The 21,949-nt window shown below is 39.1% G+C and carries 16 protein-coding genes; 7 read left to right on the top strand and 9 right to left on the bottom strand.

The features are described 5' to 3' along the window. The first annotated feature begins 4 nt into the window (after positions 1-4). From N7931_RS10985 to N7931_RS10975, 3 genes are all read left to right on the top strand, one after another. The gene (locus tag N7931_RS10985) at positions 5-889 is read left to right on the top strand and encodes a TatD family hydrolase (protein WP_262794036.1); all 885 of its coding nucleotides are present in this window, start codon (positions 5-7) and stop codon (positions 887-889) included. Between the two features lie 92 nt (positions 890-981). Next, positions 982-2,259: a metabolite traffic protein EboE gene (gene eboE, locus N7931_RS10980; protein WP_262794035.1), complete on the top strand. Its 1,278-nt coding sequence runs from the start codon at positions 982-984 to the stop codon at positions 2,257-2,259. Between the two features lie 47 nt (positions 2,260-2,306). Next, complete coding sequence (locus tag N7931_RS10975; RefSeq protein ID WP_262794034.1) at positions 2,307-3,683, top strand: alkaline phosphatase family protein; 1,377 nt, start codon at positions 2,307-2,309, stop codon at positions 3,681-3,683. 175 nt (positions 3,684-3,858) lie between these two features. Here N7931_RS10975 and N7931_RS10970 read toward each other — a convergent pair whose 3' ends face one another. Then, positions 3,859-4,638, bottom strand: a complete 780-nt coding sequence (locus N7931_RS10970; RefSeq protein WP_262794033.1) for a tetratricopeptide repeat protein — start codon at positions 4,636-4,638, stop codon at positions 3,859-3,861. A 578-nt stretch (positions 4,639-5,216) separates the two neighbouring features. On the opposite strand from N7931_RS10970, the gene N7931_RS10965 reads away from it, so the two are divergent. Both N7931_RS10965 and N7931_RS10960 read left to right on the top strand, forming a co-directional pair. Continuing rightward, positions 5,217-6,980, top strand: coding sequence for a NirA family protein (locus tag N7931_RS10965; protein WP_262794083.1), 1,764 nt, complete (start codon positions 5,217-5,219; stop codon positions 6,978-6,980). Between the two features lie 16 nt (positions 6,981-6,996). Continuing rightward, positions 6,997-8,754, top strand: a complete 1,758-nt coding sequence (locus N7931_RS10960; protein ID WP_262794031.1) for a sulfite reductase flavoprotein subunit alpha — start codon at positions 6,997-6,999, stop codon at positions 8,752-8,754. Between the two features lie 149 nt (positions 8,755-8,903). On the opposite strand, the gene N7931_RS10955 is transcribed toward N7931_RS10960, so the two are convergent. From N7931_RS10955 to smc, 5 genes are all read right to left on the bottom strand, one after another. After that, the gene (locus N7931_RS10955; RefSeq protein WP_262794029.1) at positions 8,904-9,623 is read right to left on the bottom strand and encodes a hypothetical protein; all 720 of its coding nucleotides are present in this window, start codon (positions 9,621-9,623) and stop codon (positions 8,904-8,906) included. Between the two features lie 77 nt (positions 9,624-9,700). After that, positions 9,701-11,500, bottom strand: coding sequence for an alkaline phosphatase (locus tag N7931_RS10950; RefSeq protein WP_262794027.1), 1,800 nt, complete (start codon positions 11,498-11,500; stop codon positions 9,701-9,703). Positions 11,501-11,511: 11 nt separating this feature from the next. Next, entirely contained in the window at positions 11,512-13,098 is a 1,587-nt protein-coding gene (locus tag N7931_RS10945) for an alkaline phosphatase (protein ID WP_262794025.1), read from the bottom strand. 182 nt (positions 13,099-13,280) lie between these two features. Further along, on the bottom strand, positions 13,281-14,255 hold the full coding sequence (zipA, locus tag N7931_RS10940) for a cell division protein ZipA (protein ID WP_262794023.1): 975 nt from the start codon (positions 14,253-14,255) through the stop codon (positions 13,281-13,283). Positions 14,256-14,290: 35 nt separating this feature from the next. Then, positions 14,291-17,827: a chromosome segregation protein SMC gene (smc, locus tag N7931_RS10935; protein WP_262794021.1), complete on the bottom strand. Its 3,537-nt coding sequence runs from the start codon at positions 17,825-17,827 to the stop codon at positions 14,291-14,293. Between the two features lie 366 nt (positions 17,828-18,193). Here smc and cysZ point away from each other — a divergent pair, with 366 nt between their 5' ends. Both cysZ and N7931_RS10925 read left to right on the top strand, forming a co-directional pair. Next, positions 18,194-18,916 (top strand): sulfate transporter CysZ, encoded by a 723-nt coding sequence (gene cysZ, locus N7931_RS10930; protein ID WP_262794020.1) that lies wholly within the window; start codon positions 18,194-18,196, stop codon positions 18,914-18,916. Positions 18,917-19,439: 523 nt separating this feature from the next. Continuing rightward, positions 19,440-19,565 carry a hypothetical protein gene (locus tag N7931_RS10925; RefSeq protein WP_262794019.1) on the top strand — a complete coding sequence of 42 codons (126 nt, stop codon included), beginning with the start codon at positions 19,440-19,442 and terminating at the stop codon, positions 19,563-19,565. A gap of 88 nt (positions 19,566-19,653) precedes the next feature. On the opposite strand, the gene N7931_RS10920 is transcribed toward N7931_RS10925, so the two are convergent. Genes N7931_RS10920 through N7931_RS10910 form a run of 3 tightly spaced genes read right to left on the bottom strand, consistent with a single transcriptional unit; the run spans position 19,654 to position 21,607 of the window. Continuing rightward, positions 19,654-20,049 (bottom strand): MazG nucleotide pyrophosphohydrolase domain-containing protein, encoded by a 396-nt coding sequence (locus N7931_RS10920; protein WP_262794018.1) that lies wholly within the window; start codon positions 20,047-20,049, stop codon positions 19,654-19,656. Continuing rightward, complete coding sequence (gene tadA / locus N7931_RS10915; RefSeq protein WP_262794017.1) at positions 20,049-20,576, bottom strand: tRNA adenosine(34) deaminase TadA; 528 nt, start codon at positions 20,574-20,576, stop codon at positions 20,049-20,051. The genes N7931_RS10920 and tadA overlap by 1 nt, the downstream gene beginning before the upstream one ends. Positions 20,577-20,578: 2 nt before the next feature. Beyond that, positions 20,579-21,607, bottom strand: coding sequence for a LacI family DNA-binding transcriptional regulator (locus tag N7931_RS10910; RefSeq protein WP_262794015.1), 1,029 nt, complete (start codon positions 21,605-21,607; stop codon positions 20,579-20,581). Positions 21,608-21,949 lie beyond the last annotated feature (342 nt).

Here is a 21,949-nt window from a genome sequence, read left to right as displayed (position 1 = left end):
CAATATGAATTATTTTGACCCACACATTCACATGCTTTCACGCACCACAGACGATTACCAAAATATGGCTGCGGCCGGTATTGTTGGTGTGATTGAACCGGCTTTCTGGCTTGGTCAACCGCGTACTCAGGTTGGCTCATTTATTGATTATTTTGATACCTTAATTGGTTGGGAGCATTTTAGAGCTTCACAATTTGGCATTATGCATTTTTGCACTATGGGGCTGAATCCTAAAGAGTCTAACGATGTTGAGCTGGCCGAAGCCGTTATGAAAATATTGCCTCGTTACTGCCAAAAAGAAAATGTAGTTGGTGTGGGTGAAATAGGCTACGACGATATGACGCCGGAAGAAGACAGATTTTTAATGGAGCAATTAGAACTGGCTAAGAATTTAAATTTACCGGTTTTAATTCACACACCACACCGCGATAAAGTCAACGGCACTAAACGCACTATTGCTGCAATCAAAGAAAGCGGAATAAACGAAGAAATGGTATTGGTTGATCATTTAAATGAACAAACTTTACCACTGGTATTAGAAACAGGTTGCTGGCGCGGGCATAGTATTTATCCAAATACTAAAATGTCTGAACCAAGAATGGTTAACCTGTTAAAGCAATATGGCACCGAAAAAATGATCATTAACAGCGCGGCTGATTGGGGGATTAGTGATCCATTAAAAGTGCCTAAAACGGCGCAGCACATGCTGGAATCGGGTTTTAGCCAACAGGATGTAGAGGTGGTCACCTTTAATAATCCAATTAACTTTTTTGCACAAAGTGGCCGGATTTCAATTGATATGGTTAAAAAACCATTAATTGACCAAACCAAAACCTTTAACGACAACCGGGTTACCCGAGGTCAAGATCCAATCATTGAATCTGACTAACCTAAACATAGCTAAAAATAATATGCAGCTTAACTTTATTAAGCTGCATTTAACCCAACAACATCAGCAATTCTGATAAATAAGTTACGCTTATGCAGCCAATATTTCAGTGGCAAAAACACCAACTTGCCTATTGTAGTAATCTTCATCCGGGTAGCGAACTGGCTCAAGTTAATGCCAATATAAAAAATTGGTTTAATCCTGTGATGCAAAAACGCCAGCTTACTAATATGGCCTCAGGTTTATGGCTTGCAAGTCCGGTGGCCCAAAGCCTGACTGACAATAACGATTTATTAGCCGACTTTAACCAGCTACTTAATCAGCAAAGTGTCAATTTAACTAGCTTAAATGGTTTTCCGTTTGGAAATTTTCATCAAAAGGTGGTTAAACAAAAAGTCTATCTACCCACTTGGGCTGAACCAGAGCGTTTAACTTACACCAAACAATTAGCTGACATTTTAGCCAGCCAACTTAGCAAAAATGCTAATGTCATTTTAAATAATCAATTAACCGAAATTAAAACCGGCGCTATTTCGACACTACCCTTAGCTTATGCCAAAAACTGGACAGTACAGCAACACAACCAAGCAATCCATCAGTTAATTGAATTAGCGATATTTTTAAAAAATCTTGAAGCTAACACACAAGTTCGCATTCAGTTAGGTTTAGAAATGGAGCCAGACTGCGTACTGGAAAATACTCAGCAGTTAATTACATTTTTTACCGAAGATTTATTACCCGCAGCGATGCTACAAGGGCTTAATAAAGCAGATATTTTAAATTATATTGGCTGCTGCTTTGATACTTGCCATCAGGCAGTTATGCATGAAAATATTCAACAGTCACTAGCTAATATTCAAGCTGCGGGGATTCAAATTTGCAAAATCCAAATCTCTAATGCCATTTCAACCGAGTTAACATCAGAGCAAGATGTAGCAGAGTTAACCGCCTTACTTAAAGATGAAAAATTTCTGCATCAATGCAAATTAAAAGCAGGCGAGCAATACATAGCGTTAGATGATTTAACTGAAACGCAATTATTATCTGCTTATCAAAGCTTATCCGCCAGCCTCAATCAAGCCGAGCCAATTATTTGCAATGTGCATTATCATGTGCCGATTCATTTAACTGCGTTAACACTTAGCAATGGCAAACAAATAAATACGACACAACCGGCTATTTTAGCTTGTCTCGATTATTTAAAAACGCAAACCCAAGGTAAACCTTATTTAGAAATTGAGACTTACAGCTGGCTTGAATATTTAACCAGTCAGGATAAAAACCAAACACAATTTGACTTAATCAGCGGACTGGCAGATGAATTTAACTGGTTAGAAACAGAGCTGAAAAAACGGCAATTATTAAGCTGAGTTCACTATCAGACAACTATTTAAAGAAAAATTTAAAGAGATAAATCATGTCATCACTTATCGTTATCAATGTCGTTGGACTCAGCCCATATATGCTGGGTGAGCACACGCCAAATTTAAATAAGCTCCTTAACAAAGGCTATCATGCACACCCGTTAAAAGACGTATTTCCAGCAGTGACCACCACAGCACAAAGCGCAATGGTAACAGGCAAAACGGCTGATCAGCATGGTATTGTGAGTAATGGCTGGTATTTTAAAGACTTAGCCGAAGTTGGCTTTTGGAAACAAGCAAATCAACTGGTACAAAGTGATAAAATTTGGGACAAACTCAAACAGGATAATCCTGCATTTAAAGTCTCTAAATTGTTCTGGTGGTACAATATGTACGCCAATGTAGACAATAGCATCACCCCTCGCCCGCATTATTTAGCAGACGGTGGTAAAATTTTTGATTTATATTCATCGCCTAACGGTCTGCATCAGGCGATTGAAGATAAAATTGGTATCTTCCCGTTTTTTAATTTTTGGGGACCAAAAGCCGGTATTGGTGCAAGCCAATGGATAGCGAAAGCAGCTATTGAAGAATTTAAGCAAAACCAGCCCGATCTACAATTAGTTTATTTACCGCATTTAGATTATAACCTGCAAAAACTTGGGCCAAATCATCCAGATATCGGCAAAGATATTGCAGCCATTGATGCCGTTGTCGGCCAGATTATCGACGAATTATCGACCTATTCAGCCCAGTTTTTAGTTGTCTCCGAATACGGTATTACTCAGGTTGATCAAGTTATTCCGATTAACCAAATTTTACGCCAGCATAATTTTATTAACGTGCGTGAAACCAAAGGATTTGAAAATTTAGACTGCGGCGCATCCGATGCATTTGCGGTCGCGGATCATCAAATTGCACATATCTATATTAATAATCCGGCGCGACAAAACGAAATCAAACAGCTATTGCTCAATACCCCAAATATCGAAAAAGTATTGGATAAAACTGAGCAAGCCTCGTTAAATATTAACCACGAACGCAGTGGTGATTTAGTCGCTATCTCAACTGAAAATGCATGGTTTAGCTATTATTATTGGCTGGATGATAACAAAGCACCGGATTTTGCGCGCACTGTCGATATTCATCGCAAGCCTGGCTATGATCCGGTTGAAATGTATCTTGATCCCAATATTAGATTGCCAACACTCAAAGTGATTGGCAAATTAATCAAGAAAAAACTGGGTTTCAGAATGCTAATGGATATGATTCCGCTCGACCCAACTTTAGTCAAAGGCAGTCACGGCAGATGTGTCGATAACCCACAGCAAGGTCCAATTTTAATTTTGCCAGCCGAGTTGGATACAGCCGATAAAAACTACCAAATGACAGATGTTTACGAATTAATTTATCAATATTTTAATCGCTAAACAAAAGCAATCTATCCAACAACCCCGGCATAAATCATGTTGGGGTGGTCAATCCAACGGTACAAAAGCAATAACGACAAAAAAGATAAACTTTGAGGTTTTTCGTGCTAAAGCACGACCTACACAAGAAAATGAATGCCTTATCTAACAGCGAATAGAAAAGGCAAAATTGATATTAATGTATATCTCGGCGGTGATTTTCCATGCTGGATAGCTGATTTTTTAAAATCTGCGCCATTGGATCTTTCGGACATTGCTCAATAAAAAATTGATAATCCGCAACGGCTAATTTATCACAATCCATTTGCTGCAATAAAAAGCCACGGTCGCGTCTTTCGTACGGATTATCCGGATCAAGTTCCAGTAGCGTTTGTGAAACCTGAAAGGCATGGTCAAACATTCCAAGTTCAATCAATTCAGCTTTAAATAAATTAAGTAATAAAGCATCTATTTCTTTATCATCGGCAATGGTTAAATCTGAAGGGCCTTTGATTTTTTCCTGATCTTTTTCCGTTAGGCCTAAATGCAGCTCAACTTCGTGCCAGTCAAAACTTGCACCGTCGTCGGCTTTAATAAAAACAAACTGGTTATCGGCTAATCGAATACGAACAATTGCACCTTGTTTTGCCATAATAGGTTCAGCCTCTAAATCAGCCTGACGCAATAAATCAACCAAAATAACCGCTAAAACCGGCGTGGCTGCACAGTGGTATAACAACCCTGTTGCTAAGTTATAACCAACATCATGTGGCTGATTAACCGACAAACAAAATATTTGTTCAAAATAAAAAAAGTCCAGAATAGCCTGCACTTTGTCTACCGGATGATTTAATCCTGCAATTTCGGCTTGTAAATCAACGGATATCTGGTGGAATTTAATTTCTGCCTGTTCAACTTCTTGTGGGGGTAATACGCTGCGTAATAAATCTAACTGGGAATAAACAGGAGAATGCAATTGGAACCTCAAAACACTAATTTTACTTCACAAATATCATGGGGATTAAAACGATTAATTTCAACTCTTCAATCGAAATTAATTGGATTTTCCTAATATAGGTTTGAGTTGATATGGTTCCAAAAAATATAGATTTTATGAAAAGATATTTATGAAGTTAACCAATTTAGTGCACTATTGGTTAACTGCTAGTGCATAAGTACGATTTAATTAGTTTCAAACTTGATTAATTATTGACCTTTAATGACAAAAAATTCTATGTTTTACAAAATTTAGAGAAAATTTAAACGGGGACTATCCTAAATATACAAGACTAATCCCCACACACCAAAAACAAAAAATATATATAAATAACAATAATTTATATTATAACAAATACACAGTTAAAACTCATTCCGACCAAATTGAATTAAAATTTAAGCTATTTTATTGATATTAAAATTGATTTATTAGCCTGCAAAGACAAAGCAAACTGAAGTATTTGGCACATTGATTGCAATTCTGACACTAGGTATCAATCAACTATTTGATTGATACATCGATTAGTAAGTATCAAAGGAGATATTTTCTTGTCTAAAGTGACCAAAATTGCGGATCACATGATTATTCCGACAACTGAACAAAAAGGCTTTTCAGCTGAACAGAAGAAATATCTGGCTGAGATGTTGGTAAAACTTAATATCCACCTTGCTGTAGGTGGAGGCCAGCAGGCGGACCAAGAAGAACCCCCACAAACGTTTTGGGGAACACAGGTTGAAGACCTCAGTAAAGAAGAAAGAGCTAAATACGAAACACATGTTTTAGACATCTGGGATGACATTGTTAAACACAATGACGCCAACAAAATTGCCGAAGGCATTACCCAATTTATGTTTCGCCATTACGGTATTTTTAACGTAGAGCCTAATAGCCCTGGTTATATGTGCCGTTTAAGAATTCCTTCCTGTAAATTACGCGGTGATCAATTAGCTAGATTAGCCGATGTAGCGGCTGATATTGGCGGTGGTTATGCCCATGTAACTACACGCGGTAACTTTCAAATTCGCGAAATTGCCCCCAACCGAGTACTCGATTTATTTGCCGCTTTATATGATATGGGGCTTTCCTGTAAAGGAACAGGTGCAGACAGCGCGCGTAACATTACAGCTTCTCCTACCGCAGGTTTTGACCCAGTTGAGTTAATTGATTTACACAAATATGGATTAGATTTAAGCCATCGTATTTTAAATACTCGCGATATGCACGGGTTGCCACGTAAATTTAATTTCTCGTTTGATAACTCTGGCTCTATCTCTTGCGTTGCCGATACTAATGACGTTGGTTTTATTGCAGTTAAAGTTTTAGAAAACGATCAAAATGTCGAGCCGGGTATTTATTGTCGCTTGATGTTAGGTGGTATTACTGGCCATAAAGATTTTGCCCGTGATACCGGATTTATTTGCAAGCCAGAACAAACACCTGAAATATCGATGGCAATTTTAAGAGTGTTTTTAGAACATGGCGACAGAACAAACCGCAAAAAAGCCCGATTCAAATATGTTTTAGACGAACATGGATTTGACTGGGTTTGCAAGCGAATTCAGGAAAAATTAAACAGTTTTGGCAACGGTGTTGAACTGATTCCATTAGCTGAAAAATTTGATGCCCCTCGCCCACCAGTTAACCGCCAAGGTCATATTGGCGTGCATCCACAATCACAACCGGGTTTAAATTACATAGGGGTTGCGCTTAAATTAGGTTATTTAAGCCCAGAGCAAATGCACGGCTTAGCAAAAATAGCTCAACAATATGGCCAAAACGATGTGCGTTTAACCGTTTGGCAAAACCTGTTAATTCCCCATGTAGCGGATGAAAATGTTGCTGCAGCTTGTCAGGCAATTGAAGCTTTAGGTTTAGGGGTTTCAGCCACCTCTTTTGCCGCTGGTGCCGTAGCTTGTACTGGTCGCTGGGGATGCAAACTCGCTAACGCTTACACTAAACAAGATGGCACCGCAATTGTCGAACATTTAGAAGCTCGATTTGAATTAGATCAACCCATTAATATCCATTTAACCGGCTGCCCTAACTCATGTGCTCAACATTATATCGGTGACCTAGGGTTTATTGGTACAGCAGCGCCCGACGGCAGCGAAGGTTATAACATCTTTATCGGTGGTGGAACAGATACAGATCGCGGTTTAGCTCGCTTTTTATGTGGTCCAATCGCCGCACGAGATGTTTGCAGTTTAACAGAAAAAATAGTTGGAAATTATCTGGCCACCCGCAAAGAAAGAGAAGCATTTTTAGCTTTTAGCCGCCGCCATGACGAAACACAACTTCAAACCATTCTTTTAGCAGATTAATTATCAGGGGAATACTATGTCAAACTCACTCCTCACACAACTTTCATCCGTCATCGGCACGCATGCTGGAAGTGGTTCAATCGTAGAGTTACCAGAAAACTCACCATTTGATGCAGAACAGCGTCAATGGTTAAGTGGTTTATTAACCGGCATTAGCACAATCGCATCAGCGGCCAACGCTGGAGCAAAAGAAGAAATACCAGGTACACCTTTAGCTATTTATTACGGCTCTCAGTCTGGTAACTGTGAAGTTCTGGCTAAAGATATGAAAAAATTTGCGGCAACCCAAGGGTTTGAAGCCAGCATTGCTGAACTAGACAGCATTACCCCAGCAGATTTAGCCAGTTTGCAACACGTATTAATTATTTGCTCTACTTTTGGTGAAGGTGAGCCACCTGATAATGCCAAAGCATTTTACAATGCCATTATGGCAAGTGATGCAGCAGCAATCCCTGCCAGCGTTAATTTTAGTGTATGTGGTTTAGGCGACTCAAGTTATACCCACTTTAATAAATGTGCAATTGATTTGCATCAACGTTTAGTTGAATTAGGTGCGACGCCTTGTTACGGCTTAATGAGTTGTGATGCAGCATTTGAAGACGATTACGCCCAGTGGAAACAGGATGTATTTAAAACCGAAGTTTTTGCATCTGCAGCAGGAGCAGGCTCCACCAGTACAGCCAGTAACGACGAAGAAGATGAACCGGTTTACACAAAAAATCACCCATTTATTGCTAATTTAATTGCGGTTGAACAATTAAGCGACGAAGCCTCGGCAAAATGCGTTAACCACATTGAAATATCATTAGCCGGTGGCGGTGAAGATATGCATTATGCAGTTGGTGATGCTTTAGGGGTTTGGCCACTAAACTGTCCGCAAGAAGTTAAAGAGTTACTCAGCGCTTCAGGTTTTAGCGGTAAAGAAATTGTCGAATTAAAATCTGGCCGTGCAGCTTTAAAAACCCTACTCCAAACCAAACTAGATATTCATACGGTTAATGCAAAAGCACTGGAAACTTGGGGCTTAACACAAGCACCAGAAGGTGCGCAAGTATACGATGTACTGGTTCAACTTAAACCAGAAATTGATGCTCAAACGTTTGTTAACGGTTTGCGTCCACTTCAACCAAGACTATACTCGATTGCCTCTAGCCCTAAAGCCCATCCGGGAGAAGTGCATTTAACAGTTGGTGAAGTTCACTACAATTTAGCAGACAAAGCGCGTAAAGGTGTCGCATCTACTTGGTTGGGTAAGCGTTTGGCTGAAGGTGGAAATTTAGGGGTTTATGTTCAGTCGTCTGCTCATTTTCACATTCCGGCAAACGATGATGCACCATTAATTATGATTGGTCCGGGCACTGGAATTGCGCCTTTTAGAGCCTTTTTAGAAGAGCGAGAAATGCGTGAAGCTAAAGGAAATAACTGGCTGTTTTTTGGTGATCAGCATCAAGCAACAGATTATTTATACCGAGAACAAATAGAAAACTGGCAAACTCAGGGGTTATTAACCAATTTAAGTTTGGCATGGTCTCGTGATACAGATAAAAAAGTATATGTACAAACACTGATCCTTGAACGCGGTGAAGATTTTTACCAATGGCTTGAAAACGGGGCATATATTTATATTTGTGGTGATGCATCTCGGATGGCGTCTGATGTAGATAAAGCCATACGTGAAGTCATTGCAATACACAGCGGTTTAGATGAAACCGGAGTTAATGATTATATGAATAAACTTATTAAAGAACATAGATATCAAAGGGATGTCTATTAACCTGAGCTTCTAAAATTTATAAAGCAACAATTAAACTCGAGTAAAAACAGCCTATGATTTAGGCTGTTTTTTTATTTGGGATATTTTTAACCGATAACTATCGTATTCTATATATAACTATGTAATTTAAAGAAGGATAAATAACTTAGTTAATGGTGATGACCATGTCCCTGAAGCATTTCACCGTTTTGATTATAAAATCCGGTTGCTCCATGCTCAATGAATCCTTGATTGATCATTTTGGCTAAAAACGGATCATTTTCATTGTCGCCGACATCAGCATAATCTGTAGTTTGATATAAATCCCACTGTTTAAATTGTTGATTAATTAAAGTTTTATCTGTATTTTTTGAAAGCAGTTTAATCTCTCTGGCATATTGCCCTTGGCTGATTTGAATAGATTGAGCTAATTGCAGTTCTGGTAACCAGTTAACTTTAATTTTAATGTTTTTATCTGCAAATTCTAACAACTGTGATTTATCACAACCCTGCCCTTGCTCAGAAACTAATTTCATTTTATCAATCAGTTTTTTGTCTAATAATTGGTATTTAGCACTCCAGCTTTGTTTACCCGTAACTTCTGACGGCTGATACTCAATGCCACGTTTATGTTCGGTAAAATAGCGAATGGGTCTGATTTGATTATTTTTTAAATGTTGCCACAACTCAACTATGTTATCGCTTTGATGCGCAACTTGCTCACCGTTACGCCATAAAGTTAGCTCGCGGCTTTGTTGATGATTTTGCTGGCTTTCTGTAATTTGGTACTGGGCTTTAATCTGGCTGGATGACTGCACACAACTAGAGTTGGTATTCGCATAAAGATGATTGCTGACTAACATCACGGCAATTGTAATTAATTTTTTCACTGTATCACTCACAAAACTTAAAATACAAAATCACCCGTGTTAACACGGGTGATTCTTCTTCAAAAATCCAAAAATAATTATTCAGTTACGACTGCATCAGCACTCGAAACTAAATCAGATGCAAAATCCATTACATGGAAAATTAAGCTTTGCTCATTTGTCCCTGTTACTAAATGTGCACCTGGGCCACTTGCATAAACACCAACATCTTCACCAGCGTGAGTTTCTGAGCCAAGTGGTACTAATGATTCCTGATGGAAACCTGGGGCTTGAGTATCAACGCCAGTTAAATCTACTCGGCCAGTTACAGCAGGTTCTAAGTAAGACATTTCAGCATCCGTTTCATCACCTAAATCTCTGAAACCTAAACCGTTTGTATAGCCAACAGTAGTGTAAGGCATACCATCGTCAGCTAATGATGGTTCATCAGAACCAACCGGAACCACTTTACCTAAAATTGGATTACCACGTTTAGGATAACCAGCAATAGTAAATACATGGCTGTGATCGGCTGTGACAATAATCAGTGTTTCTTCAGCATTGGTATTATCTATTGCAACCTGTACTGCTTTAGCCAGTTCAACCGTATCATTTAATGCGTTATAAGCATTACCGGCATGGTGAGCGTGATCAATACGACCCGATTCAACGGTTAAGAAAAATCCGTTATCGTTATTATCTAAAATATCAATCGCTTTAGCTGTCATTTCAGATAACGATGGCTCACCGGCAATATCATTAGCTCGATCAGCTTCGTATTGCATGTGTGACTCGTTAAATAAAGCAAATACTTTAGATGCATCTGTTGCAATGGCATCAAAACCGGTTTTGTCCATTACATAAGTACCTTGCGGATACTGAGTTTGCCACTCTGCCGTTAAATCTCGGCTATCCGTTCTATCACCTTCAACTGAGCTAACCGCATCGGCTGAATTAAACGCAGCATCTTTAGGTAAAAAGTGACGTCGACCACCGCCCATCACCACTTCAATCCCGTTAACATCTAAGCCGCTGAATCTGGCTTCTAAATTAGCTTCAAAGTTAACTAACTGAGCTGCAATATCTTCACAACCTGCATCAATTGCAGTTTGTGGCATATCGTCATTATCTTCCCAGTTCCTGTCCGGTGATTTAGCATAAGTGGCCGCAGGGGTCGCATGAGTAATACGCGCCGTTGTTACAATACCGGTTGATTTACCGGCAATTTCAGCCAGTTCTAAGGCGGTTACTAATTCTTGCCCGTCTACAGAAGCACAATCGCCGCGTTCAACGCCTTCGGCAACACCAATGACACCAACATCCGTTTTTACACCTGAGATCATCGCTGTCATCGTACCGGCTGAATCTGGCGTTTGTGCATCTACGTTATAGGTTTTAGCAAAACCTGAATATGGCATCATTTCAAAACTTAACTGGTGCTCTTCACCTTGTTTACCGTTAAGTTGACCAGCAAAAATACGCGCAGCCGTCACAGTTGAAACGCCCATACCATCACCCACAAAAAGAATCACATTTTTAGCTTTACCTGATTCTTTTGCGACTGTTTCACGATTTGTCTGGCTGCTTGATACTTTTGCCTGTGCATCTTTAAACCATTGATTATTGGTTAAGCTGGCTAGTTGCTCGCTAGATAACGACGTTTCTGGTGCATTACATTCAACCTTTGTATCTTCAATTTCGTCTGCATCTAACTCGCCGTTGTCATTGGTATCATCACCAGATAAAGTTTGTGTACCACCGTTAATACATAGCTCTGAGCCAACTTCTAACTGAGTTGCGACTGTTAAAGTTTCGTTGTCTGAATCAGTTGAAAAATCAATTGAACAGCCCGTTAAACTGGTTAAAATTGCCAGCGGAAGTAATTTAATTTTATTCATTTTGGTCACCATTATTCTGTTAGTTCTAGCGCTTGGTCGATAATGTGGAATACAACATTTTGCTCAATGACACCTTGAGCTAAATGAGCACCTGGGCCTGTGGCGTGCAGTGAAATATCTTCACCAGCATGCGTTTCAGAACTAAGCGGTACGGTAACTTCCTGATGGTAACCCGGTGTTTGTGTATCAACACCGTCTAAATTAATACGCCCGGCTACAGCAGCTTCATTATAAGCAGCATCTGCGTCAGTTTCTGCTCCTAAGTCTCTAAAACCTAAGCCATTTGCATAACCAACTGTGGTATAAGGCATGCCGTCGTTAGCCAGTGTAGGCGTATCTTCACCCACAGCAACCACTTTACCTAAAATAGGATTACCACGTTTTGGATAACCAGCAATAGTAAATACATGGCTGTGATCGGCTGTTACTAAAATTAAAGTTTCTTCTGGATCTGTACTGTCATAAGCAGCCTGCACTGCTTTAGCCAGTTCAATTGTATCGCTTAAGGCGTTATAAGCATTACCTGCGTGATGCGCATGATCAATACGGCCAGATTCAACCGTTAAGAAAAAGCCTTTTTCATTTTTAGCTAATACATCGATCGCTTTAGTTGTCATCGCAGATAATGATGGCTCACCCGCCACATCATTAGCTCGATCGGCTTCATACTGCATGTGAGATTCATTAAATAAAGCAAATACTTTGGTTGTATCATCGGCAATCGCATCAAATCCGGTTTGGTCTGTTACATAAACCCCTTGCGGATATTGTTGTTGCCATTCAGCAGTTAAATCACGGCCATCAGTGCGATCACCCTCAACTGAGCTTACAGCATCATTTGAGTTATAAGCTTCGTCTTTTGGTAAAAAGTGACGACGACCACCGCCCATAACCACGTCAATGCCATCAACATCTACACCCGCAAAACGAGCTTCTAAATTACTTTCAAAATTAACTAATTGAGAGGCAATATCTTCACAACCAGCGGTAACAGCTGTTTCTGACATATCAGAAACGTCTTCCCAGTTTCGGTCTGCTGATTTTGCATAAGTGGCCGCTGGGGTCGCATGAGTAATACGTGCAGTTGAAACTAAACCAGTAGCTAAACCTCTAATTTCAGCGAGTTCTGTGGCAGTAACTAATTCATTACCGGCAACAGTTGAGCAATCACCACGGACAATGTCTTCGTCTACCCCAATCACACCAACATCGGTTTTTACACCTGAAATCATCGCTGTCATCGTACCGGCAGAATCAGGGGTTTGTGCATCTACATTATAAGTTTTAACCTGTGCAGAGTACGGGAACATCTCAAAGCTTAAATAACCTTCTTCACCCGAGTTTCCGTCCAACTGACCTTTTAAAATACGTGCCGCAGTTAAAGTTGAAATCCCCATGCCATCACCAACAAATAAAATCACGTTTTTAGCTTTTGTTTTGATTTCTGTTTGTGAGCCTGCAACTTTGTCTGATAGCTTAGTTTGAGCGCTGGTATACCATTCACTTTGTGATTGAGCGTCTGGCAGTACACTGGCAAATGTATGAGCAGAAAGCGCAAGGGTTAACCCTATGGCTGACGCAACTTGTTTTATTTTCATAGTCCATTCCTGTTGTTGGCATTAAATTAAAAATGAGACACAATCTCATTTGTTTAAAAACTAACAGTCAGATATGACGATAAACCGAAAATTAAGTGACACTTTTATTGAAGAAAAATGAAAAAAGGGCATAACAGCTAAACCGTTATGCCCTTTTTCTAAAAATAAAAGCGTTATCAGGGTTATCTTAACAATTGCTTACGCTCAAACTCTCGAATACGCTCAACATAATGTTGTAACGTTTGGCGGGTTAATAAATTGCGCTGGCCGTCTAACACTTGCCCGTCAAATTCTGCGGCAATTTTTTTCGCGGCGTTATGCATCATATTAAAAGTCGCGGTGGAATCTGCGGCAACCGGCAAGCTTAAAAATAATGAAATCCCTTGAGTCGTAAATTGCTCAATATTATCAATATCAAACGTGCCCGGATTAAACATATTAGCTAAGCTGAATAATACTTCGCCCTCGCCAGATTCATCTTCATGGCGATGGAAAATATTATATTCACCAAACTTAAACCCTAAAGTTAATAAGGTTGGCAATAATACCGCACCAGACATCACCTGACCTTCGGCAGCGACTACATTTAAAATTAAAACTTCTTGTGGTTGAGCGCTGGTATTTTGTGCTTTAGAGTCTGATTCTGCAATGTCCGCGCTATTGTCTGATTCAGCCTGTTCCAATAAATCTGGCTGCTCCTCAAGCCCGGATTCGCGCTCTAATAATTGCTCAGAAATATCAACTTCTTCATCAGCCGCATTAAAAGATTCAATGCTTGAATCATCTTGCGGTAAATTCATTTGCAGTTGAGTGTCACCAAAATCAGGTTCAACTCTTTCTTTTTCAACCGGTTTATCAGTTTTAATCCGGTTGATTCCATCTTTTAACGAAAACTTTTTATTTGGATTAGATGAGTTGCTGTCAGCCTCAGTTTCAAGCTTTGCTGTTGCAGCAGTTGATGGCTCTGCACTGTCACGGCGACCAACAACCCGAGCTTTCGACACATATTCAACCTCATCTTCCGGTGCTGATTGTGGTTCATAATCAGGCTCGGCGGCCTTTTTATTTTTACGTACAGTATAAAAACCATGTACAACTAAAGCTATAATGGCAATTAAGCCTAACACCATAAAAACAATACGTAATTCTTCAGCCATTTTTTACCTATTTTTATTTGAGTTGTTTTATTTAACTAGCCCAGTTCAGCTAATTCAATTGCTTTATCTATATCTACCGCAACCATACGCGAAACACCCGGTTCTTGCATAGTCACGCCCACTAAATGAGTCGCCATTTCCATTGCGATTTTATTATGTGAGATAAAAATAAACTGCACAGATGATGACATTTCTTGCACCAAACGGCAAAACCTTCCCACATTCGCATCATCTAATGGTGCATCTACTTCATCCAGCATACAAAATGGTGCCGGATTCAGCCGGAAAATTGCAAAGACCAATGATAATGCGGTTAGCGCTTTTTCTCCACCGGAAAGTAAGTGAATTGTACTATTTCGTTTACCCGGAGGTCGAGCCATTATTGTGACGCCGGTTTCCAATAAATCATCATCGGTTAATTCAAGCCAAGCTGCCCCACCGCCAAATACTTTAGGAAATAGCTGCTGCAAGTCTTGGTTAACCGCTTCAAATGTATCACGAAAACGTGATTTAGTTTCCCGATCAATTTTACGGATCGCATCTTCCAAAGTCGTTAACGCAGAAATTAAATCCTGATGCTGAGCATCTAAATAATGTTTACGCTCAGCTTGATGCTCATATTCTTCAATGGCAGCTAAATTAATAGCCCCTAAGCGATTAATTGCTTGTGTGGTTTTATCTAACTCTTGCTGCCACAGGGTTTCTTCGGCATTTTCATCCAGCGTTTCGAGTACCTGTTTTAAACTGGTATTTAAATCGTTTAACACCTCTAAAACAGAGCGAGCTCTTACTCTAAAGCCTTCCTGTTCCAGCTGTAAACGGTTAATTTCATCTTTTAGATTTTGCTGCTTTGAAAACAAACCATGCTGGCCTTTTTCAATCTCTGCCAGTAATAACTCAACCTCGGCCAGTTTGTCGGCAAATTCAGTTTTTTGTAACTCAGCTTGTGCTTTTTGTTCAATTAATAACTGTGCGTTTTGTTGCTCAGTTTCTAGCGGCATTTCAATTTCGACAAGCTTTTCTGCAATTTCTTCCTGATCTTGGATGATTTCAGTTAACTTTTGCTGATAATTATCTTGTTTTACCTGATGTGTTTGAATTTGATGCCTTGCCTGCTCTAGTTTAAGTTTGCTTTGATATTCAAGCTGTTGCTGGTTTTCTCGCTGCTTTTGTAAGTCTGACAATTTGTGTTGTGCAGCTTGTTTATTGGTTTCATTGGCTTGATGATTATCTTCAAATTCAGCTAGTTTTTGGCTGGTTAACTCAATTTCTGCTTCTAAATCCAGCAGTTTTTCGCTATCCATTTCAATTGAAACTTCAATATTTTCAATATCCTGTTCAAGTTGAATTTGCTGCTCCTGCTGGTAATTTATTTTATTTTTTTCACTGTCATAACGGCTCTGTAAACTAAATAAAGCCTGTTGAGTTTGCTGTAAATTTTGATTTTTCTCGGCTAAGGTTTGCTCTAATTGCTGAGTATTTTGTTGGTTTAATTCAAGCGCTTGTTCTAAATCGTCAATTTGCTGCTGCAAAACATTTGTCGCCTGATAAAGCTGCTCTAACTCTTGTTTAAGTGCAAAAATATTATCCTGCTCTTGCGCTGAAAAAACCTGCCAACCGCGCCCGTACCAGTTACCTTTAGGATTGATAACAGAGCTAAATTGCGTTTGTTCTGCTGAGTTAATTAATTCGGCAACTTGGTTATAGGATTGCTCGTCATCCACCGCCGCAATATGGGCCAGCATAGTTTTAATCGCCTTTGGCGCATTTATCTTTTCCGCTAAACTTGCATGTTGGGATGCATCAGTTAATTCAAAACTTTTACTTGCCAAGTTTAAAGCATCATCTTGCGAAACAAGATATAAAGTTTGTGGCGGTGCTTGCTCGGCTAATAAAGGTAAACTGTGTTCAGTTAACAGCGCTTTTTGCCAATTGCCTAATACCGTTTCTAGTGCTAATTCCCAGTTTGGTTCTACTTCTATTTTTTGAAATAACTCGTCTGGCTGCAAAATATTATGCTGATTTAGCCATTGATTAATTTCACCATGATTTTGTTTGGTTTGTTTAGTAATCAATAAATTTAATGAGGCAATTTGACCATCGAGTTTTTGTAACTCACCGGTTAATTGTTGCAGTTGTCGCTGTTTTGTTCTGCCATTAGACAAATCAGTCTGTAGTTGATCTTGCGTCTGTGTAATTTGTTCCTGTATTGCTTCGAAGCGAGCTTGCGCAATACTCTTTTCTTCTGAAATTTGTTCAAGGTGACCACTTTGCTGTTGTTGCGTTAAATTTGTAAACCTGCTTTTACTGACATCTAAACGCTGTTTTTCGCTTATCAACTTTTGCTCAATTGCCTGATACGATTGCTGCTGGCTGCTGAGTTGGGTTTGTACCTGATAAAAATGTTTAGACTGCTCAGACCAAAGTTGATTTGCCTGATTATAAGTTTGCTCAGCTAAAATAATATTATGCTCAAGCTCTGCTAATGTTTGATGACAAAACTCTAACTCAGGCTCAAGTTCCACTAATGCTTGCTGGCTTTGCGCTAAGTTTAATTCCCCTAGCCTAATTTCATCCTGAAGCTGATTCAGCTCTGATACATTTTTATTTTGTTGTTGAATTAACTGAGTTTTTTGCGCTTTTAAATGCACCAAATTTTGCTCTGCCCGGCTGATTTCCTGAGCATGTTTAAATAAGGTTTGGGTGATATCTTCAACTTTTTGCCTTGCCTGAAACTGCTCAATTTTAAGTTGATTTAACCGGTTTTCATCACCGCGCTGACTCGACATTAATTGTTCTAATTCAAGTTCAAGTTGATTAATTTTGCCATTGAGTTGATCGGCTTGAGCACTTAATCGTTGCCACTTTAAAACATTCAGCTCAGCTTTGTATTGGCGTTCTTTTTGTTTTAAATCTTTATAGCGCTTTGCCGCAGCGGCCTGACGTTGTAATTTTTCAAGCTGCTGTTGTAGCTCGCTAATTACATCTTCTAGTCTTTCAAGGTTTTCTCGGGTATGACGAATTCGATTTTCTGTTTCTCGTCGTCTCTCTTTATATTTTGAAATACCGGCAGCTTCTTCAATAAACAGCCTTAAATCCTGAGGTTTGGATTCAATGAGCCGAGAGATCATGCCTTGCTCAATAATAGAATATGACCTAGGCCCCAAACCCGTGCCTAAAAATAAATCCGTAATATCTTTTTTACGACATTTATTGCCGTTTAAATAATATTGAGCGGTCGGATCTCGATTAACACTGCGTTTAACCGCAATTTCATTATATTTGGCATATTCGCCATCTAAACGACCTGAGCTATTATCAAAAATAAGTTCAATACTGGCTTGAGAAACGGGTTTGCGAGCGCTGGAGCCGTTAAAAATAACGTCAGTCATGGCATCGCCACGCAAATTTTTGGCCGAGCTTTCGCCCAGCACCCAGCGAACCGCATCAATAATATTAGATTTACCGCATCCATTTGGTCCAACAATAGCCGTCATCTGAGCAGGAAAAGGCACTGTAGTTGGATCAACAAAAGATTTAAAGCCAGCCAGTTTTATTTGTTTTAATCGCATTGGCGGTTAGTTAGGTTCACTGAGTATTAAAATAAAAGCAGAACATACCAAAAGCTTAGCCAATACACAATTTAGATATAAAAACTCATCAACTACTATTTCTAATTCATCTTGAATCACAGATTTGATAAATCACAAAGCGGCTTAAACGCTCTAAAATTTTATGGAAACAACATTAGCGGTTAATTTAACCATTTTGGCAAAAATCATAATCCACCACGGCTTTATCCGTCATCACACTAACTCAATTAAGGTTTGGGGTTTAAGCCTTAATTAAGGTACATTTAGCTTTATTTACCACGATTATAAAACTGAACTTTTAGTTGGTTTTTTCGTTCCAATGATCTGAATATAAAAAGGATAATTATGAGCTCAGGTGTGCAGTGCTTCTTTGATGGCTTTTCATTAATTAATAAAAAAGGGATCCGGCGTTTTGTTTATATCCCCATTTTAATTAACTTGGTGTTATTTGGATTAACGTTTTGGTGGCTGCTAGGCCAAACAGATCTGATTTCACAATGGGTTATCGGCTGGGTACCTGACTGGTTGTCATGGTTAACCGTATTAATTTTACCTGTGATGATTGTTGGTTTTTTTGTGCTATTTATTTTTTTATTTACCAGCATTTCAAACTTTATCGCTGCGCCATTTCACGGTTTACTCGCGAGTAAAGTTGAGATGATGTTATCACCGCAACTGGCGCAGCAAGCAGACAGTGAATTTAAACTCACTCAAGAAATTGGCCGTACATTAAAGCGCGAATGGCAAAAACTGGCTTATTACCTACCACGGGCATTAGGCTATTTTATTTTGTTTTTATTTTTACCGGTTGGCGGGCAAATTATCTGGTTTTTATTTATTGCTTGGATGATGGCGATTCAATATCTGGACTTTCCGTTTGATAATCACCAAGTCTCTTTTAGCCAAATGCGGGATCAACTTTGGCGAAAAAAATCATCCAGCTTTAGTTTTGGGATAATAGTGAGTTTGTTTTCAATGATCCCGATTATAAATTTAATTGTGATGCCGGTTGCTGTATGCGGTGCAACTAAACTTTGGGTTGAAAAAATGCATCAAGGCATTAAATGATTAGAGCTAAATTAATATAAATAGCGATAATCAGCTGGAGATAAAAGCCATTTAGGCAAGGCAAGTTGGCACAGGCATAGTGGTTCTCGATAACTGCTCCTGCGTTATACTACCTCCCGCATCCATGCGGTCGTACGTCAAGCCAACTTAACGCAGAATAAATGGCTTTTAACCCAGCCTTTCAGGAGCCTCACAGACAGCCCACTTCTGTGTTGTATCATTTTGAAAGGTACCTACATTCCTGCAATGATACGCCTTGAATTGAACTGTCTGTGATGGCTCTGATACTCGCAATTTATATTGATTTAGCTCTAGCAAAGATAAAATACTGATTTATTGCTGTTTTTATTAGAAATGACTCAATAAAGCGCAATAAATCAAATTATTTTGTGGATTTGACAAAAAACGATTTACTTTTTAATCATTTTGTCATATTCATTTGTTCTACTGCTTTGAAATGTTTAGAACATTTTATTTTATTAATTTATAAAGACTTATTTAAAGAAACAAAAGGAGCATTTTTATGCGAAGAAAACTAAATGCTGCCGGTGCTGGCAGACGTAAAACCATGTTGAAAAAAATCCATACTAAAGTCATTAACCGCAGAAAATATTTTGCCAATATGCAAATGGAAGATACTGCGCTGTAAGCTTATCTTCCCCCCCTTTCTTTCATCCCCGATTAAACCGCGCTAAAAAACTCACGTTAAAACTTAATTTTCACGCTCCACTGTTTAATTATTCTTTATCCGTTTGCTCATCTGAATCGTTTAATACTTTAGCCAATTCTGCTTTTTGCTGTTGCTTTATCGTATCCCAACAACCACCATTTTCAATGGTATCCAAACGTTGCTGGTACTTAACTAAACAGCGGTTAATAACATTAACTAAGCTTGCCTGATTTTGTTTTTCTAATTGCCCAATTAAATTTAAATAATTCCATAATACATCGGCTAATTCATCTTCCAAATATGCTCGTCTTGCCATTTTTAGTTCATCAGCAACTTCAATTACCTCGTTTTGTAAACCGGACAGATAAGTTTCAACCCCCTGATACCAAGGGTTTTGCTTATCAAATTCAACTTTGCGTTCGATGAGTTTTATTAATTGCAAAAAAGTTTCTGCCTGCTGCATTAACTATCCTTATTTTGCGCTAATTGTATTTGCTCTGCCTGTAATTTTTGAGCCTGCTTGTGGGCTTTTATTTCTGCGCGGCGGCGTTTAAAAAAATCAGAAATTTGACTACTGGCTTGTTCAGCCAAAATGCCAGAGGTGAGTTCGAGCTGATGGTTTAATTTATCGTTTTCAACTAAGTTAAAAACGCTGCCACAAGCGCCGGTTTTTAAATCATGCGCAGCAAATACTAAACGTTTAATTCGGCTGTGTACCAATAATCCGGCACACATGGGGCAAGGTTCAAGCGAAACATATAAAGTACAGTCAACCAAACGGTAATTTTGTAATACTTCACCAGCCTTTCTGACGGCCAAGACTTCGGCATGGGCTGAGGCATCATGCAACTGGATAGATTGATTATACCCGCTGGCAATCAGTTGATTATCTTTAACCACAATGGCCGCTACCGGAATTTCGCCTTCTGCCTCCGCTTGTTTGGCTAGTTCAATGGTTTTAGCCATCCAATATTCATCGGTTAATTGCATTGTTATTTGCTGCTACCACACGAGCGTCTAACCACTAAAGTGGCTGGTGTTAAGCTAGGTTTTACTTCTAAGTTGTGAATTAAATTCACCACAGCTTCAACTAACATTTCACCGGCTAAACGAGTATTTTGCTGAATGGTTGTTAAAGGTGGATTCGTAAATGAGGCAATTGGAATATCATCAAATCCAACAAAAGCAACATCATTTGGAATATGTAAACCTGCGTCTAATACTTCGCGCATACCACCAATTGCAATTAAATCAGATGCACAAATTACCGCATCAAACTGAGCACCAGTTGCCAATAATTTTTTAGCGGCTTCGCCACCAGAGGTTTCGGTTGAAATAGCATCAACTTGCCATTCAGGATGAATCTCTAAACCAGCTTCTTTTAATGCCTGACAATGCCCTTGATATCTTGACCAAAACTCAGGACAGTGATCCGATGCACCGCCTAAAAAAGCAAAATGCTTACGGCCTAAATCAATTAAATGTTTGGTTGCTAAATAGCCGCCTTCAAAATTGTCACAGCCAAATGAGATGCCAGGTTGATTCTCTGCAACTGCGCCGTAACGAACAAAGTGAGTTCCCTGCTCATCAAGCTTAATTAACTTTTCTTCGTAATCTATGTAGTCGCCATAACCTAGCAAAATAATGCCATCCGCTTTTGAAGCATCTTCATAATCGGCATGCCAGTCGTCACTGAGTTGTTGAAATGAAATTAATAAATCATAGCCTTTTTTAGCCGCGGCGCGGGTGATACTGCCAAGCATAGATAAAAAGAATGGATTGATGAGCGAATCATCCATAGTAGGATCTTCAAACAATAATAAAGCTAAAGTGCCAGTATGCTGAGAACGTAAATTACTGGCATTTTTATCAACTTTATAATTAAGCTCTTTCGCAATAGCATGGACTTTTTTACGGGTTTCTTCATTAACTAACGGGCTGTTTCTGAGCGCTCTGGATACAGTAGACTGAGAAACACCCGCTTTGTATGCAATATCAAAAGAAGTGGCTTTATACTTCATATTTTCACCTCAAAGGCTAATCAACCTGAGCTTAAACTCAGCACATTTAGTTAACTCTGTAATTGAGCAATCATTCAGTTAACTATATTTGCGAATATTTTATCAGTTAAAATATCCGCCAGAGGTTCATTATCCTTATGGTTTATTTAGCTTTTTTTACCAGCCAAGATAAACATCAGAAAAGTCTGTATACATCATCCGTGGGTTGCTCAGCTTTATACCTGCGTAGCTTCAAGCTGCACAGGTATATTTAATCTCACAAAATCAGTCGCTAAGCTGGATATAAATATCACTGAATTTACAATGATTGAGTATAAAAATACCACAAAATGACAACAAAAC

It is taken from the genome of Catenovulum sp. 2E275 (genome assembly GCF_025515275.1).
In the GTDB taxonomy this organism is placed as follows: domain Bacteria; phylum Pseudomonadota; class Gammaproteobacteria; order Enterobacterales; family Alteromonadaceae; genus Catenovulum.
This window is presented reverse-complemented; position numbering and strand designations above follow the sequence as displayed.

Excerpts from the sequence above, each read along its gene's own strand:
- N7931_RS10950 (WP_262794027.1), bottom strand. The coding sequence starts at position 11,500 with ATGAATAAAATTAAATTACTTCCGCTGGCAATTTTAACCAGTTTAACG.
- eboE (WP_262794035.1), top strand. The coding sequence starts at position 982 with ATGCAGCCAATATTTCAGTGGCAAAAACACCAACTTGCCTATTGTAGT.
- N7931_RS10945 (WP_262794025.1), bottom strand. The coding sequence starts at position 13,098 with ATGAAAATAAAACAAGTTGCGTCAGCCATAGGGTTAACCCTTGCGCTT.
- N7931_RS10910 (WP_262794015.1), bottom strand. The coding sequence starts at position 21,607 with ATGAAGTATAAAGCCACTTCTTTTGATATTGCATACAAAGCGGGTGTT.
- N7931_RS10975 (WP_262794034.1), top strand. The coding sequence starts at position 2,307 with ATGTCATCACTTATCGTTATCAATGTCGTTGGACTCAGCCCATATATG.
- smc (WP_262794021.1), bottom strand. The coding sequence starts at position 17,827 with ATGCGATTAAAACAAATAAAACTGGCTGGCTTTAAATCTTTTGTTGAT.
- N7931_RS10985 (WP_262794036.1), top strand. The coding sequence starts at position 5 with ATGAATTATTTTGACCCACACATTCACATGCTTTCACGCACCACAGAC.
- tadA (WP_262794017.1), bottom strand. The coding sequence starts at position 20,576 with ATGCAATTAACCGATGAATATTGGATGGCTAAAACCATTGAACTAGCC.
- N7931_RS10925 (WP_262794019.1), top strand. The coding sequence starts at position 19,440 with ATGCGAAGAAAACTAAATGCTGCCGGTGCTGGCAGACGTAAAACCATG.
- cysZ (WP_262794020.1), top strand. The coding sequence starts at position 18,194 with ATGAGCTCAGGTGTGCAGTGCTTCTTTGATGGCTTTTCATTAATTAAT.
- zipA (WP_262794023.1), bottom strand. The coding sequence starts at position 14,255 with ATGGCTGAAGAATTACGTATTGTTTTTATGGTGTTAGGCTTAATTGCC.
- N7931_RS10920 (WP_262794018.1), bottom strand. The coding sequence starts at position 20,049 with ATGCAGCAGGCAGAAACTTTTTTGCAATTAATAAAACTCATCGAACGC.
- N7931_RS10960 (WP_262794031.1), top strand. The coding sequence starts at position 6,997 with ATGTCAAACTCACTCCTCACACAACTTTCATCCGTCATCGGCACGCAT.